We start from the raw sequence: 15,776 nt of genomic DNA, 5'->3' as shown, positions 1-15,776 counted from the left end.
CTTCTTTATATCAATTTTTCAATGTGTTACAGCTAACACAAAGCAACTCTCAATGGCGTATTACACGTTACCATTGCTTGGTTGCTGGCGGCGACGCTGACCACCGTTGAAATCGTCATTGCCACGGCCACGGAAAGAACCGCGCTCACCGCCACCACGACGTTCATTGTTATTAAAGCGACGACCACCACCGTTGCCGTTGCCAAAACCGTCACGATCACGACGTGCACCGTTACCGCCGTTACCACCGTTACGACCACCACCACGACGCTCACGACGTTCAAATGGCTGTGCATCACCTAACAGCTGCATATTCAGTGGCTTGTTCAGGATACGGGTACGAGTGAAGTGTGACAGCAGGTCTCCCGGCATGCCTTTTGGCAGCTCAATAGTAGAGTGAGTTGCGAACAGTTTGATGTTACCGATGTAACGGCTGCTGATATCACCTTCGTTAGCAATCGCACCAACAATGTGGCGAACTTCAACACCATCATCACGGCCCACTTCAATGCGGTACAGTTCCATGTCGCCAACATCACGACGTTCACGACGAGGACGATCACCACGGTCGCCTCTGTCACCTCTGTCACCTCTGTCACCACGATCACGCTCACCGAAGCCATTACCATTACGGCGACGGTCATCACCACGATCATTGAATTCACGACGAGGACGACGAACAGGATCTGGTGGCAGGATCAGTGGGCGTTCACCCTGTGCCATTTTCAGCAGTGCTGCTGCCAGTGTTTCCATATCCAGCTCTTCACCGGTGCCCAGCTTAGACAGCAGAGCGCGGTATTGATCCAGATCGCTGCTTTCCAGCTGCTGCTGAACGTTACCAGCAAACTTCTCCAGACGACGCTGACTCAGCAGTTCTGCATTCGGCAGTTCTACTTCTGGGATTGTCAGCTTCATTGTACGTTCAATGTTACGTAGCAGACGACGTTCGCGGTTCTCAACAAACAGCAGCGCGCGACCTGCGCGGCCTGCACGGCCTGTACGACCGATACGGTGTACATAAGACTCCGCATCCATTGGGATGTCGTAGTTAACAACCAGGCTAATACGGTCAACATCCAGACCACGAGCCGCAACGTCAGTCGCGATCAGAATATCCAAACGACCATTCTTCAGACGCTCCAGAGTCTGCTCACGCAGAGCCTGATTCATGTCACCGTTCAGTGCCGCAGAGTTATAGCCATTACGCTCAAGAGTTTCTGCCACTTCCAGAGTTGCATTCTTGGTACGTACGAAAATAATCGCTGCATCAAAATCTTCTGCTTCAAGGAAACGTACCAGTGCTTCGTTTTTACGTACACCACCGTAAACAGACCAGTAACTCTGGCTGATATCCGGACGGTTGGTTACGCTGGACTGGATACGAACTTCCTGTGGTTCCTTCATGAAACGACGAGTAATACGACGAATCGCTTCAGGCATAGTTGCTGAGAACAGCGCAGTCTGATGTTCTGCCGGGATCTGGCTCATGATGTTTTCAACATCTTCGATAAAGCCCATACGCAGCATTTCGTCAGCTTCGTCCAGTACCAGCCCTTTCAGGTTAGACAGATCCAGCGTACCACGCTTCAGGTGATCCAGCAGACGACCCGGTGTACCTACAACAACTTGTGGCCCCTGACGCAAAGCACGAAGCTGAACGTCATAACGCTGTCCACCATAAAGTGCGACAACATTCACACTGCGCATGTGTTTAGAAAAATCTGAACATGCTTCAGCAACCTGTACCGCCAGTTCACGGGTCGGTGCTAACACAAGGATCTGTGGAGCTCTAAGCTCAGCATCAATATTATGCAGTAGAGGTAAGCTAAATGCCGCAGTTTTACCACTACCAGTCTGTGCCATACCCAGCACGTCACGACCATTTAACAGGTGAGGAATGCATTGCTGTTGAATTGGAGAAGGCTTCTCATAGCCCATGTCTTGCAACGCAGAAAGAATTGGTGCTGATAACCCTAAATCAGCAAAAGAGATTTCAGTCTCAGTGGTCATGTAATGGTGCCTCATTAATCGTGGCGGCCAGTCTACATAACACAGTGAAAAGAATTTCTGTCATTTTCATTTAAAATGTGAACTGGCTCAAATTATGTTATTAAACGAACAAACAAGCCCCCACCCCTTAAGATGTGGACTTAAAAATCTGTCGTGAAAATGTTCGTCAGCTATTGTTGGTTCGATTCCGATAAGTCATCTTGTCTTTGGCCTAGCAGCGCCAATTCCAACAATGCATAGCGGTGCTCAACAAAGTTATGGACATTGTTAGCTACCGTCAGCTTGAATAACGCAACCGCGCTATCCTCATCCCCCAGACTTAGGTAATGTTTACCTAAATAGAAGTCAGTTTCACTGAGATGCTCAGCGAGCGAAGTGTTATCTGTCGAATCCTGCTTCAATCGTTCCATCAGTGTTTTTTCACTGATTTTACCTAAATAGAATTCAACGATATTCCAGCCCCATAGCCCCCGGTTCGCTTTGTCAAAACGATTTGACAAGCTAGTCATTGCAACCTTGGGATCGAGTTTTTCTTCCACAAGGTACAACCACAACGAACGGAAGGGATCATTTGGATCGTCTTGATAAAACGCCTGCAGATCATCCTGCGCTAAACGATAACGGCCGCCGTAATACAATGCGATGCCGCGATTCATTCGCGCGTAGTTGTAAGTTGGATCAAGCTCTAAAACAGAATCAAACGCTTCATAGGCAGCATCAAAATTGCCTGCCTGCGTAAAATAAATCCCTAAATAGTTAAAAACTTCAGGAATATCAGGACGGATAGACAAAGCCACTGAAAAATCATTCTGTGCCAATGCCCTCAGCCCAAGGCTATCATACAGCACACCTCTTTCATATAAAAGCTGTGCATACTCATCTTCCTTGAGAGAACGGCTCGCAAGTATTTGTTCCATGCGTGCCAGAATAACCTCTTGTTGCAATGTCGGTTGAAGTGGAATAGCAAAAACTTCATTTTTACGCCACCCTGTGCTGCCACCACATCCCACAAGGAGAAAAATAGCTGCAACGTAACACCAGCGCAGAAAAGAATTCATTTCCTACTCCCGAAGTCAGACATTAATCAGAATGCCCTGTTGCTCCACCCCACATTGTTTATTTCTGGCATCCTGCCAGAAAAATTGGCTTACCGTTTATTTTTCAGCCCACCTACCAGAGGTGAGCAGAAATATATCAGGGTAAGCCGCGCCCTTTTTACAGGACGCCGTTCATTACGTCAAACTTATTCTACTGATGATTCCGGTAATTGTGGTGCTTCAGCGGCAGTATTAGCTACAGCTTCTTTCATGCTCAGGCGGATACGACCCTGACGATCGATTTCCAGTACCTTAACCGGAACTTCCTGACCAAGCTGCAAATAGTCAGTCACTTTCTCTACGCGCTTGTCGGCGATCTGAGAAATATGTACCAGACCTTCTTTACCGCCACCGATAGCAACGAATGCACCGAAGTCAACAATACGAGTCACTTTACCAGCATAAATGCGGCCAACTTCAACCTCAGCAGTGATCTCTTCGATACGGCTGATAGCATGACGAGCTTTGTCGCCGTCAGTTGCTGCGATCTTCACAGTACCATCATCTTCGATCTCGATGGTTGTACCGGTTTCTTCTGTCAGTGCACGGATAACTGAACCGCCTTTACCAATCACATCTTTGATCTTGTCTGGATTGATCTTAATAGTGTGAATGCGTGGTGCAAATTCAGAGATATCATTACGTGGGCTTTGGATAGCCTGTTCCATCACGCTCAGAATGTGCAAACGGGCACCTTTAGCCTGATTCAGAGCAATCTGCATGATTTCACGGGTGATACCTTCAATTTTGATATCCATCTGCAATGCGCTGATACCATCGCGGCTACCCGCAACTTTAAAGTCCATGTCGCCCAGATGATCTTCATCACCCAGAATATCAGACAGAACCACAAAGTTTTCACCTTCTTTCACCAGACCCATAGCGATACCAGCAACTGCGGCTTTAATCGGCACGCCTGCATCCATCAGTGCCAGAGAAGCACCACAGACGGAAGCCATAGAAGAAGAACCATTGGATTCAGTAATTTCAGAAACGACACGCACGGTATACGGGAATTCATTAATGCTAGGCATTACCGCCAGAACACCACGCTTCGCCAAACGACCGTGACCGATTTCACGACGTTTTGGTGAACCAACCATACCGGTTTCACCTACAGAGTATGGAGGGAAGTTGTAGTGGAACAGGAAGCGGTCTGTACGCTCACCCATCAGTTCGTCGATAACCTGTGCATCACGCTCAGTACCCAGAGTTGCTGCAACCAGCGCCTGAGTTTCACCACGGGTGAACAAAGATGAGCCATGAGTACGTGGCAAGACGCCAGTGCGAACATCCAGTGCACGAACCATATCTTTTTCACGGCCATCAATACGTGGTTCACCACGCAGAACACGGCTACGAACAACGTTTTTCTCCAGAACAGCCAGTACGTCAAAAACCTCTGACTCTTCCAGCTCCAGATTTTTTTCTGCTGCTTCTGCCAGAATGATTGCAGCTACTTCTTCTTTGATAGCATCAACCTGAGCATAACGATCTTGTTTCTCAGTGATACGGTAAGCATCACCCAGACGGCTTTCTGCCAGCTCAGCTACACGCTCATGCAGAGACTGGTTAATTGGCTCAGGTGACCAATCCCACTTCTCTTTACCTGCTTCAGCAACCAGTGCGTTGATGTTATCAATCACAATCTGTTGTTGCTCATGACCGAATACAACCGCACCCAACATTTGTTCTTCTGTCAGCAGTTCTGCTTCAGATTCAACCATCAGTACAGCGTTATTTGTACCTGCAACAACCAAATCCAGACGGCTGTTTTTCAGTTCATCGCTGGTTGGGTTCAGCACATACTGGTCATTGATATAACCAACACGCGCAGCACCAATCGGGCCATTGAACGGGATACCAGACAGTGCCAATACTGCGGAAGAACCGATCATAGCAACGATATCCGGGTTAACCTGTGGGTTTACGGAAACAACGGTTGCGATGATTTGAACTTCGTTCAGGAAACCTTCAGGGAACAGAGGACGCAGTGGACGGTCGATCAGACGGGCAACGAGAGTCTCGCCTTCACCCGGGCGGCCTTCACGACGGAAAAAACTTCCTGGAATACGGCCAGCCGCATAAGTACGTTCTTGATAGTTAACAGTCAGTGGGAAGAAATCCTGACCTGGTTTCACTTTTTTCTGACCAACAACGGTAACAAATACCGCGGTGTCATCCATATTAACCATAACAGCGGCTGTCGCTTGACGCGCCATCATGCCAGTTTCGATGGTCACAGTGTGCTGACCATACTGGAATTTACGAACAATCGGATTCAGCAAAATAATATTCCTTCGTTTGTGTTGCTACGTTTAAATATCAGCAACAATGGATGTTCTCTTCGCTACACCCTCACGACTAATGACAGTACTTAGGCCCTTTACCTTTCAAGTAGCAGCGTTAATAGCTGCGGTGTAACCTGAAATCTTCCAAAAATGTCTTTTTAAGTACTCTCATTAGCCGCGCGAGTCACTGTAACTGAAGAGGTTCAACTAGTTAAAAATGGAACTTAAGATTTCTTAATCTCCATTTTCTAGAAGAAAAGGGGCCAGATAGGCCCCTTTCCACTGAAACTCATCGATTAGCGACGCAGTCCCAGACGCTCGATCAGCGTGGTGTAAGATGCCAGATCTTTACGCTTCAGGTAGTTCAGCAGTTTACGACGCTGTGCAACCATACGCAGCAGACCACGACGGCTGTGGTGATCTTTTTTGTGCTCTGCAAAGTGACCTTGCAGATGGTTAATTTGTGCAGTCAGCAGGGCAATCTGAACTTCGCTAGAACCACTGTCGTTAGCGCCACGGCCAAAATCAGCAATAATCTGCGCTTTTGCTTCAGTACTTAGAGACATAGTATAACTCCAAATATAGTTTAAAAATGATGAGTGCCGATCTCTAATTCAGCCACCCATATACAGGCGCATTATTCTACGCTGCAAATAGATGAAGCGCAAGATAACCCCATAAATGCTACTTTTAATGCATTTCACCATCTTCGGTAGTTTCTACAACCAACCGACGCGGAGCTACCAGGCCATCATCATCAATAACAGCAATGCCGATGAATTTATTTTCATCACCTTCATTAACCCGCACCCATTCGCCAGATGGCAGGCTATGTTGGCTTCGAACCGGCTGGCCCTGCTTAAAATAAGCAGCAACAACAGATGACAATTGAATAACCGGAAAATGCATTACAGCGGTATCCATCGGTAATAATAATGGATCGAGCAATTCTCCTGCTTCAATCTGCTGTTCTTCAGCCCGTTCTTTTAACTCATAGAGCTGTTCCAGTGTCACCATGCGGTGATTAGGGTAATTAGCTACCTGCAAACGGCGCAAATAAATAACATGAGCACCACAGCCCAGCAATTCACCCAAATCATCAATGATGGTGCGGATATAGGTTCCTTTGGAACAATGAATTTCCAGCTCCAGCTCATCACCTTCCCAGCGAATGAACTGTAATTCATAAACAGTAATCGGGCGGGCTTCCCGCTCAATTTCAATACCCTGACGGGCATATTCATACAGCGGTTTTCCCTGATGCTTCAATGCAGAGTACATGGAAGGAACCTGCATAGTATCCCCACAGAATGTTTCCAGTGCTGCATCAAGCTGGGAGGAAGTCACCTGAACTTCACGTTCACTAATAATTTTACCGTGTGAATCGGAAGTATCAGTACGCTGCCCCAGACGGGCAATGACCCGATAACGTTTATCTGAATCCAACAAAAACTGGGAAAATTTAGTCGCTTCACCAAGGCAAATTGGCAGCATTCCCGTTGCCAGCGGGTCTAACGCACCGGTATGGCCCGCTTTACTGGCATTAAAGACCCGCCTTACTTTCTGTAAAGCATCATTGGAGGAAATATCCTGCGGCTTATCCAGCAACAGTACGCCGTGTATCGCACGACCCCTACGACGACGCCCCATTATTTTTCCTCGTTGTGATCCGTAGAAGCACGACGCTGTTCGTCACTTTTCACGACGTTGGTGACCAGATTTGACATGCGCATCCCTTCGATCAAAGAACTATCGTAAGAAAACGTCAGTTCAGGAATAACACGCAAACGCATCGCTTTACCCAACAGTGAACGAATAAAACCGGAAGCTTCATTCAATGCTTTGATACCTAGGTTAACTTTCTCTGAATCGTGTCCGTCCACTAATGCATTCAAAAAAGTTACAAATACTTTGGCATAAGCCAGATCGCGGGAAACCTCAACACCTGAAACAGTTGCCATACCGATGCGGGGATCTTTCATTTCACGCTGTAAAATGATGGCAATCTCTTTTTGCATTTCCTGAGCAACGCGCTGAGTACGACTGAATTCTCTTGCCATTGTTTTATCTCCTGACATTTTGGGGGGCATGAAGCCCCCCAAGAATGGAATGAATCTCTACCCTGTTTATTCAGGTTACCGCCTGATTAGGAATAACCTGAAATTTAACGGGTCAATTGTGGTTTTTAATCGATGGAGCGTTTCACTTCAACCACTTCGAAGACTTCAATCATATCGCCAACGCGAACATCATTGTAGTTCTTCACACCGATACCACATTCCATACCATTACGGACTTCGTTGACATCATCCTTAAAGCGACGCAGGGATTCCAGCTCACCTTCGTAGATAACCACGTTGTCACGCAGTACACGGATTGGGTTATTACGCTTGATGTTACCTTCTGTCACCATACAGCCAGCAATCGCACCAAATTTAGGTGATTTGAAGACATCACGGACTTCTGCCAGTCCCATGATTTGCTGTTTGTATTCTGGCGCCAGCATACCACTCATCGCCTGTTTAATTTCATCAATCAAACTATAGATAACAGAGTAGTAACGCAGGTCTACGCTTTCGTTTTCGATGATACGGCGTGCAGAAGCATCAGCACGTACGTTGAAGCCCAGAATGATAGCATTAGAAGCTGCCGCCAGTGTTGCGTCAGTTTCAGTGATACCACCTACGCCAGAACCAATGATCTTCACTTTAACTTCGTCAGTAGACAGTTTCAGCAGTGAGTCACAAATTGCTTCGCATGTACCCTGAACATCAGTTTTCAGAACGATGTTCAGTTCAGATACCTTACCTTCTTCCATGTTCGCAAACATGTTTTCCAGTTTAGATTTCTGCTGACGAGCCAGTTTCACTTCACGGAATTTACCCTGACGATACAGAGCAACTTCACGTGCTTTTTTCTCGTCACGTACAACAGTCGCTTCATCACCCGCAGACGGTACGTTGGACAGACCCAGGATTTCCACAGGAATAGATGGGCCCGCAGTCATGACTTCCTGACCAAGTTCGTTACGCATCGCACGGATACGGCCATATTCAAAGCCACACAGAACGATATCACCTTTGTTCAGCGTACCGGACTGCACCAGAATGGTAGCAACCGGGCCACGGCCTTTATCCAAGAAGGATTCGATAACCACGCCGTTTGCCATGCCAGAGTGAACTGCATTCAGTTCCAGTACTTCAGCCTGTAGCAGGATAGCTTCCAGCAATTCATCAATACCAAGGCCAGCTTTGGCTGATACATGCATGAACTGAGTCTCGCCGCCCCATTCTTCCGGAATGATGCCGTACTGTGACAATTCGTTTTTCACACGATCCGGATCAGCTTCTGGCTTATCGATTTTGTTAACCGCAACAACAACCGGCACATTCGCAGCCTTAGCGTGCTGGATAGCTTCGATGGTCTGAGGCATCACGCCGTCATCCGCCGCAACAACCAGAACAACGATATCGGTCGCTTTAGCACCACGAGCACGCATGGAGGTAAATGCAGCATGGCCCGGAGTATCCAGGAAGGTGATCATACCTTTCTCAGTTTTCACATGGTATGCACCGATGTGCTGAGTAATACCACCTGCTTCGCCAGATGCCACTTTGGTTGAACGGATATAGTCCAGCAAAGAGGTTTTACCGTGGTCAACGTGGCCCATGATGGTCACTACAGGCGCACGTGGTTCAGCCTGAGTTTCACCAGTGTCACGATCACTCATCAGCGCTTCTTCCAGCTCGTTTTCACGACGCAGGATAACTTTGTGACCCATTTCCTCAGCAACCAGCTGAGCGGTTTCCTGATCAATAACCTGATTGATAGTCGCCATTGCGCCCATCTTCATCATGGTTTTGATAACCTGAGAGCCTTTTACTGCCATTTTGTTAGCCAATTCAGCAACAGTGATGGTTTCACCAATCACAACATCACGGTTAACGGCGACGACAGGTTTATTAAAGCTCTGTTGCAAAGCACTAGGCTTACGCTGTTTACCTTTAGTACGGCCAACTGCACGTGCTTCTTCACGATCAGCTTTCGACTCAGAATGTTTGTTATTTTTCTTCTGGCGGGTGTTTTTACCACCGCGGCTGCGGGTACGACGATCGCCTTCAACTTTGGCGTCATTCTCATCTTCCGCATCACGGGCATGACGGGAAGTTGTTACATGGTAGTCACTGTTGCTGTTGTCATTTACATCAGCATCGTTGGACCATTTATCCTTATTCTCTTCTGCCATGCGACGTGCTTCTTCTGCTACACGTTTTGCTTCTGCTTCAACTTTACGGCGCATCTCTTCTTCAGCTTTGCGTTTTAAATTTGCTGCTTCAGCTTCACGGCGCGCTTTTTCATTTTGCGCTGCTGCCTCAGTTTGCACTGATTTAGACTTGGTTTCGGTATGTTGCTTAGTAGTCACTTTTTCTTTTTCCGCTGCCTCGCGCTGAGCCTTTTCAGCCTCTTCACGTTTGGCTTTTTCTTCTGCTTCACGTTTAGCTTGCTTTTCTGCTTCGCGTTTTGCCTGTTCTTCCGCTTCACGTTGAGCTTGCTCTTCCGCGAGTTTCTTCGCTTCAGTTTCAAGCCGCGCTTTCTCTTCTGCCTCGCGCCGAGCCTGCTCTTCCGCTTCACGCTGCGCCTGTTCTTCCGCTTTAGCCTGTTCAATCGCGTCACGGTTCACATATGTGCGTTTTTTGCGGACTTCAATCGCTACCGATTTACTTTTGCCACCGGTGCTAGGGACGTTCAGTGTACTGCGCGTTTTACGCTGTAGTGTCAATTTACCTGGCTGACCACCAGTACCGCCTTGTTCGCGGTTCAGGTGGGCCAGCAAAGCTTCTTTTTCTTTCTGGGAAACAGAGTCAGTTGCGGTTTTCTGAATGCCAGCATCAGTGAATTGCTGGATCAGGCGTTCAACCGATGTCTGGATCTCTTCTGCCAGTAATTTTACGGTTACCTCTGTCATTCTGTTCCTTCCTGCTACAGTTTATTTATGCATCATCGCCAAACCAACAGATATTTCGAGCTGCCATAATGAGTTCTCCTGCTTGCTCATCATTCAGTCCTTCGATATCAGATAAGTCGTCGATACCCTGTTCGGCAAGATCTTCCAGAGTACAGATGCCACGGGCAGCCAGATTAAACGCTAAAGCACGTTCCATGCCAGGCAAATCCAGTAAATCTTGGGCTGGCTGCTGATCACCAAGACTCTCTTTCTGAGCCAGTTCCAGCGTTGTCAAGGCCGCTTTCGCACGTTCACGGAGAACTTCAACGGTTTCTTCATCAAGACCTTCTACAGCCAGAAGTTCATTAACTGGTACATAGGCCAGTTCTTCCAGTGTAGAGAAACCTTCTTCGACCAATAAGGTGGCGAAATCTTCATCAATGTCGAGATGCTTGGTAAATGTATCAATAGAAGCGTGAGCTTCTGCCTGATGTTTTGCTTGCAGCTCTTCCGCAGTCATGACATTCAGTTCCCACTGATCATCACCACGATGTTTTTTCAGCAATTGTGCCGCCAGACGGACGTTTTGACCATTACGGCCAATCGCCTGAGCAAGATTACTGTTTTCCACGGCAACATCCATCGTGCAGTTATCTTCATCAACAACGATAGAGGCAACATCCGCCGGAGCCATTGCATTAATGACAAATTGCGCCGGGTTATCATCCCACAACACAATATCAATTCTTTCACCGCCCAGCTCGCTGGAAACCGCCTGTACCCTTGCACCGCGCATGCCTACGCAAGCACCAACCGGGTCAATACGCTTGTCGTTAGTTTTCACTGCGATTTTAGCGCGGGAACCCGGATCACGGGCAGCAGCTTTGATCTCAATGATCTCTTCGCCAATTTCCGGCACTTCAATACGGAATAATTCAACCAGCATTTCAGGACGGGAACGGGTGATGAACAGTTGTGCACCACGAGCTTCCGGACGTACGTCATATAAGACACCACGCACACGGTCACCAGGACGGAAGTTTTCACGTGGCAGCATATCTTCACGCAAAATAACCGCTTCAGCGTTATTACCCAGATCAAGCGTAATGTTTTCACGGTTTACTTTTTTAACCTGACCGGTCACGATCTCACCCTGCTGTTCGCGGAATTGATCAACGACCATTGCACGCTCAGCTTCACGTACTTTTTGTACGATAACCTGTTTTGCGGTCTGAGTTGTGATACGGTCAAAAGTTACCGATTCAATCTGGTCTTCAATATAACCACCCAGTTCAACTTCCGGGTCGTCAAATTTTGCCGCTTCCAGTGTGATTTCACGGGTAGGCTGGGTGACTTCTTCTACCGCAACCCAGCGGCGGAAGGTATCAAAATCACCGGATTTACGATCGATGCAAACACGAACATCGATTTCTTGCTCATATTTTTTCTTGGTGGCTGTCGCCAGTGCAATCTCTAATGCTTCGAAGATTTTTTCGCGAGGGAGAGATTTTTCATTAGAAACCGCTTCAACAACAGCCAGAATTTCTTTATTCATCCTAGTTGCCTCATCCGAACTTTAAAAGTGGGGTACCAGGTTCGCTTTCTGGATGTTGCTCAGTGCGAACACTTCGTCTTTTCCATCCACCGTAACCGTAATCATTTCACCATCAACGGCTTTGATAATACCTTGCCATTTACGACGATTTTGCATTGCCATGCGTAACATCAGGCTGATTTCTTCCCCCATGAAACGCTGGTAGTGTTCAGCCTTAAACAGTGGACGATCAAGCCCCGGAGAAGATATTTCCAGGTTGTAAAGCCCTGGGATCGGATCTTCGACGTCGAGTACTGCACTGACCTGATGGCTAACATCAGCACAATCATCAACAGTGATACCCTCCTCACTATCGATATAGACTCGCAGTGTCGATACGCGTGCGCGAATAAACTCCAGGCCCACTAATTCATAACCTAAAGCTTCAACTGGTGCTGAAATCATCACTGTTAATTTTTGCTCTAATGTGGACAAGCCCACCCCCAAGACATAAAAAAAGGGCTATATTAGCCCAGTAGTTCTGCTGTCAAATAACAAAAAACCCCGATACGCGGGGCTTTATGCAACTGGACCCTGTTTACTGCCAGTGGTCTCAACCAACTTCTTGTAATACCTATCAAAGCTATACCTCATGAAGCAACCTGTCAAATCAGGGTTAATACCTCTATGGTCGCTAAGCTTATAACTGTTTGAAAAGGTACATAGTTGTTAAGAAGTGGTTGCGGGAGCCGGATTTGAACCGACGACCTTCGGGTTATGAGCCCGACGAGCTACCATGCTGCTCCATCCCGCGTTCGAAAACGTGGCAAATCTTACGCTGATAATACTAAAAACGCAAGTTTCTAGATTTATGGTGCCGAGGACGGGACTTGAACCCGTACGCCCGTTGTTTAGGCACTACCACCTCAAGGTAGCGTGTATACCAATTTCACCACCTCGGCACTGATTATAGGACTGTTATCTTAATCGGCTAATAATAACTGTTTAAATAAACAACCCTACTTCAATTCTTTTACTGACTATTTCTGACAGAAAATTTTCTACCAAAAATTACTGAGGGATATCACTATTTGGTTTAGCTGGAGCTGCCGGTATTGCTGGAGTCTCTGCCTGTTTTTCAGTTTTCACAGGCTCAGCAAGGTTTTCCCACTTTCCGCTTGAACCAGTCCTATTCGCGGTCATATTTCCCAGAATCAGGCTGATAACAAAAAACAGTGTTGCAAAAACCGCTGTCATACGGGTCATGAAATTCGCAGAACCCGATGAACCAAATATTGTTGCAGACGCACCCGCACCAAAGGAAGCACCCATATCAGCACCTTTCCCCTGCTGCAACAGAACCAGAGCAATTAGCCCGATACCGACCAGCAAGAATATACCTAAAAGAGCTTCATACATATGTTGTACCCGTTTCCTCGTGGGATTTACCATAACTGTGACGTTATACTACGGTAACGTTATTCTGCATCACCCACTCAATTAGAAAAATTAACTGATTGAGCGGGTGTGAATACTAACCAAAGCGTCTCAGACAAGCAAGGTTAATTTTAAATACTGACGCTGATTGAGGAAAAAATCAACAAATCAGCTCATCCCTTTCACTGAATCAGCGATACGATGTGCCAATGTAGTGACCTGTTCTTCGTCTTCCCCTTCCACCATAACGCGGATCAGAGGCTCAGTGCCTGATTTACGCAGCAAAACACGGCCTCGGCCATTTAACTCGTTTTCAACCTCTTTAACTACTTCCAGTACCTGTTCTGATTGAAGTGGGTCGTTATTGCCCGCAAAACGCACATTGACCAGTACCTGAGGCAACAGCTTCATTCCACTACACAAATCATGCAGGGTCATGTCATTACGTACCATTGCGCTCAATACCTGCAAACCAGCAACAACACCATCACCTGTAGTGGTTTTATCCAGCAAGATGATATGGCCTGAGTTTTCCGCGCCCAGACGCCAGCCTTTTTCCTGTAATTTTTCCAATACATAGCGGTCACCCACTTTTGCACGTTCAAATGGAATGCCAAGCTGCTTCAATGCCAGCTCCAGCCCCATATTACTCATCAAAGTACCAACGGCTCCACCGCGTAGTTGTCCTTGGCGTAATGCTTCACGTGCAATGATGTAAAGTATCTGGTCTCCGTCCACTTTGTGACCCAGGTGATCAACCATGATAATGCGATCACCATCGCCATCAAATGCCAGACCGACATCAGCCTGTTCTTCCAGTACCCGCTTCTGTAATAAGCGGACATCTGTTGCACCGCATTCTTCATTGATGTTAATGCCATTTGGCTCGCAACCAATGGCTATCACCTCAGCACCCAGTTCTCTGAGAACATTTGGCGCAATGTGGTAAGTCGCACCATTAGCGCAATCCAGTACAATCTTCAATCCATTCAGGCTTTGTTCACTAGGGAATGTACCTTTACAGAATTCAATATAACGACCAGCCGCATCAACAATCCGATTAGCACGCCCTAACTCAGCAGATTCTACGCAAGTCAGTGGTTTTTCCATTTCGGCTTCGATAGCTTCTTCCACATCATCAGGAAGTTTAGTGCCATCAATGGAAAAAAATTTAATCCCGTTATCGTAGTAAGGGTTATGGGAAGCAGAAATCACAATTCCCGCTTCTGCACGAAAAGTGCGTGTCAGGTATGCCACGGCAGGTGTTGGCATCGGGCCGGTAAATGAGGCGGATAACCCGGCAGCTGCCAAGCCTGCTTCCAGAGCAGATTCCAGCATATAACCAGAAATACGGGTATCTTTACCAATAATAATTTTGCGAGAACCATGGCGCGCCAGTACTTTCCCCGCAGCCCAGCCAAGTTTTAAAACAAAATCAGGGGTAATCGGACTGTTGCCGACTTTGCCACGGATACCATCGGTACCAAAATATTTACGGTTACTCATAAACTTCTTTCTTCCTTTGCTGAACGTATTCTTTGTTCACAGATCATTCTTTGTTCACAAATTGCCTGTTGCTGACAGCGTATTTTTCTCTGACAAAGTTGCCTGAACAATCTGCATTGCCTGCACAGTTTCTTTTACATCATGCACACGAATAATCTGAGCGCCTTGCATTGCTGCAATGACAGCACAGGCAACACTTCCCGTGACTCTTTCCTGAGGGGGTACATGAAGTAACTGCCCAATCATTGATTTACGCGACATGCCAGCCAAGATGGGCACACCAAGATGATGGAATGATTTTAACTGAGCCAATAATTGATAATTATGCGATAAATTCTTACCAAAACCGAAGCCCGGATCGATTATCAGGTTATTTTTTGCAATACCGGCCGCGATACAGCGCTCAATCTGAGCTTCCAAAAATGCTTTTACTTGCGCTATAACATCGGTGTAATGCGGTTCTGCCTGCATCGTTCTGGGCTGTCCCTGCATGTGCATCAAGCAAACGGGTAAGCCTGTTTTGGCTGCCTCTTCCAGAGCATTCGGCTCCTGTAATGAGCGGATATCATTGATAATGTGAGCACCGGCTTTTGCTGCTTCCTGTATTACGATAGCTTTTGAAGTATCAACCGATATCCAGACATCAAAACGCCGGGACAAAGCTTCTATTACGGGCACAACACGATCCAGTTCTTCCTGTTCACTGACCTCATCTGCACCGGGGCGTGTCGATTCCCCGCCGACATCAATAATAGTGGCACCTTCTCCAATCATGCTGACAGCATGGCGTAAGGCTGTATCTAGGGTATTGTGTGTACCACCATCTGAGAAGGAGTCAGGAGTGACATTCAAAATCCCCATAACCTGTGGATGGGAAAGATCAAGGATACTTCCTCTGGCTGTCAGTTTCATTGATAGGGAGCCTTAATATTAAAAACCCCAGGTTTGCCCCGGGG

12 protein-coding genes and 2 tRNA genes are annotated in these 15,776 nt (G+C 47.1%); all 14 read right to left on the bottom strand.

What is annotated here, in order from left to right; genetic code table 11:
* Positions 1-60 precede the first annotated feature (60 nt).
* The gene (locus AACS92_RS20655; protein WP_099109408.1) at positions 61-2,010 is read right to left on the bottom strand and encodes a DEAD/DEAH family ATP-dependent RNA helicase; all 1,950 of its coding nucleotides are present in this window, start codon (positions 2,008-2,010) and stop codon (positions 61-63) included.
* 170 nt (positions 2,011-2,180) lie between these two features.
* Positions 2,181-3,068 carry a lipoprotein NlpI gene (gene nlpI / locus AACS92_RS20650; RefSeq protein WP_099109407.1) on the bottom strand — a complete coding sequence of 296 codons (888 nt, stop codon included), beginning with the start codon at positions 3,066-3,068 and terminating at the stop codon, positions 2,181-2,183.
* 185 nt (positions 3,069-3,253) lie between these two features.
* Positions 3,254-5,395 carry a polyribonucleotide nucleotidyltransferase gene (pnp, locus tag AACS92_RS20645; protein WP_099109406.1) on the bottom strand — a complete coding sequence of 714 codons (2,142 nt, stop codon included), beginning with the start codon at positions 5,393-5,395 and terminating at the stop codon, positions 3,254-3,256.
* A 299-nt stretch (positions 5,396-5,694) separates the two neighbouring features.
* Positions 5,695-5,964 (bottom strand): 30S ribosomal protein S15, encoded by a 270-nt coding sequence (gene rpsO / locus AACS92_RS20640; RefSeq protein ID WP_099109405.1) that lies wholly within the window; start codon positions 5,962-5,964, stop codon positions 5,695-5,697.
* A 124-nt stretch (positions 5,965-6,088) separates the two neighbouring features.
* Positions 6,089-7,048 (bottom strand): tRNA pseudouridine(55) synthase TruB, encoded by a 960-nt coding sequence (gene truB / locus AACS92_RS20635; protein ID WP_099109404.1) that lies wholly within the window; start codon positions 7,046-7,048, stop codon positions 6,089-6,091.
* Positions 7,048-7,458 (bottom strand): 30S ribosome-binding factor RbfA, encoded by a 411-nt coding sequence (rbfA, locus tag AACS92_RS20630; protein WP_099109403.1) that lies wholly within the window; start codon positions 7,456-7,458, stop codon positions 7,048-7,050. Before rbfA ends, truB begins: the two co-directional genes overlap by 1 nt.
* Positions 7,459-7,583: 125 nt before the next feature.
* Positions 7,584-10,364, bottom strand: a complete 2,781-nt coding sequence (gene infB, locus AACS92_RS20625; RefSeq protein WP_099109402.1) for a translation initiation factor IF-2 — start codon at positions 10,362-10,364, stop codon at positions 7,584-7,586.
* 25 nt (positions 10,365-10,389) lie between these two features.
* On the bottom strand, positions 10,390-11,898 hold the full coding sequence (gene nusA / locus AACS92_RS20620) for a transcription termination factor NusA (RefSeq protein ID WP_099109401.1): 1,509 nt from the start codon (positions 11,896-11,898) through the stop codon (positions 10,390-10,392).
* Positions 11,899-11,919: 21 nt separating this feature from the next.
* A complete protein-coding gene (gene rimP / locus AACS92_RS20615; protein ID WP_153044756.1) occupies positions 11,920-12,372 on the bottom strand; it encodes a ribosome maturation factor RimP in 453 nt (150 codons plus the stop codon).
* Between the two features lie 242 nt (positions 12,373-12,614).
* Positions 12,615-12,691: transfer RNA gene (locus AACS92_RS20610), tRNA-Met, on the bottom strand.
* Between the two features lie 58 nt (positions 12,692-12,749).
* Positions 12,750-12,839, bottom strand: a tRNA-Leu gene (locus AACS92_RS20605).
* Positions 12,840-12,948: 109 nt separating this feature from the next.
* Positions 12,949-13,296 (bottom strand): preprotein translocase subunit SecG, encoded by a 348-nt coding sequence (gene secG, locus AACS92_RS20600; RefSeq protein ID WP_099109399.1) that lies wholly within the window; start codon positions 13,294-13,296, stop codon positions 12,949-12,951.
* Between the two features lie 186 nt (positions 13,297-13,482).
* The gene (gene glmM / locus AACS92_RS20595; RefSeq protein ID WP_099109398.1) at positions 13,483-14,820 is read right to left on the bottom strand and encodes a phosphoglucosamine mutase; all 1,338 of its coding nucleotides are present in this window, start codon (positions 14,818-14,820) and stop codon (positions 13,483-13,485) included.
* A gap of 54 nt (positions 14,821-14,874) precedes the next feature.
* Positions 14,875-15,732, bottom strand: coding sequence for a dihydropteroate synthase (gene folP / locus AACS92_RS20590; RefSeq protein WP_099109397.1), 858 nt, complete (start codon positions 15,730-15,732; stop codon positions 14,875-14,877).
* Between the last annotated feature and the right edge of the window lie 44 nt (positions 15,733-15,776).

The sequence above is a fragment of the Xenorhabdus sp. KJ12.1 genome, from assembly GCF_963876495.1.
In the GTDB taxonomy this organism is placed as follows: domain Bacteria; phylum Pseudomonadota; class Gammaproteobacteria; order Enterobacterales; family Enterobacteriaceae; genus Xenorhabdus; species Xenorhabdus stockiae.
The sequence above is the reverse complement of the archived record's forward strand: the minus strand, read 5'-3'. Positions and strand labels throughout refer to the sequence as shown.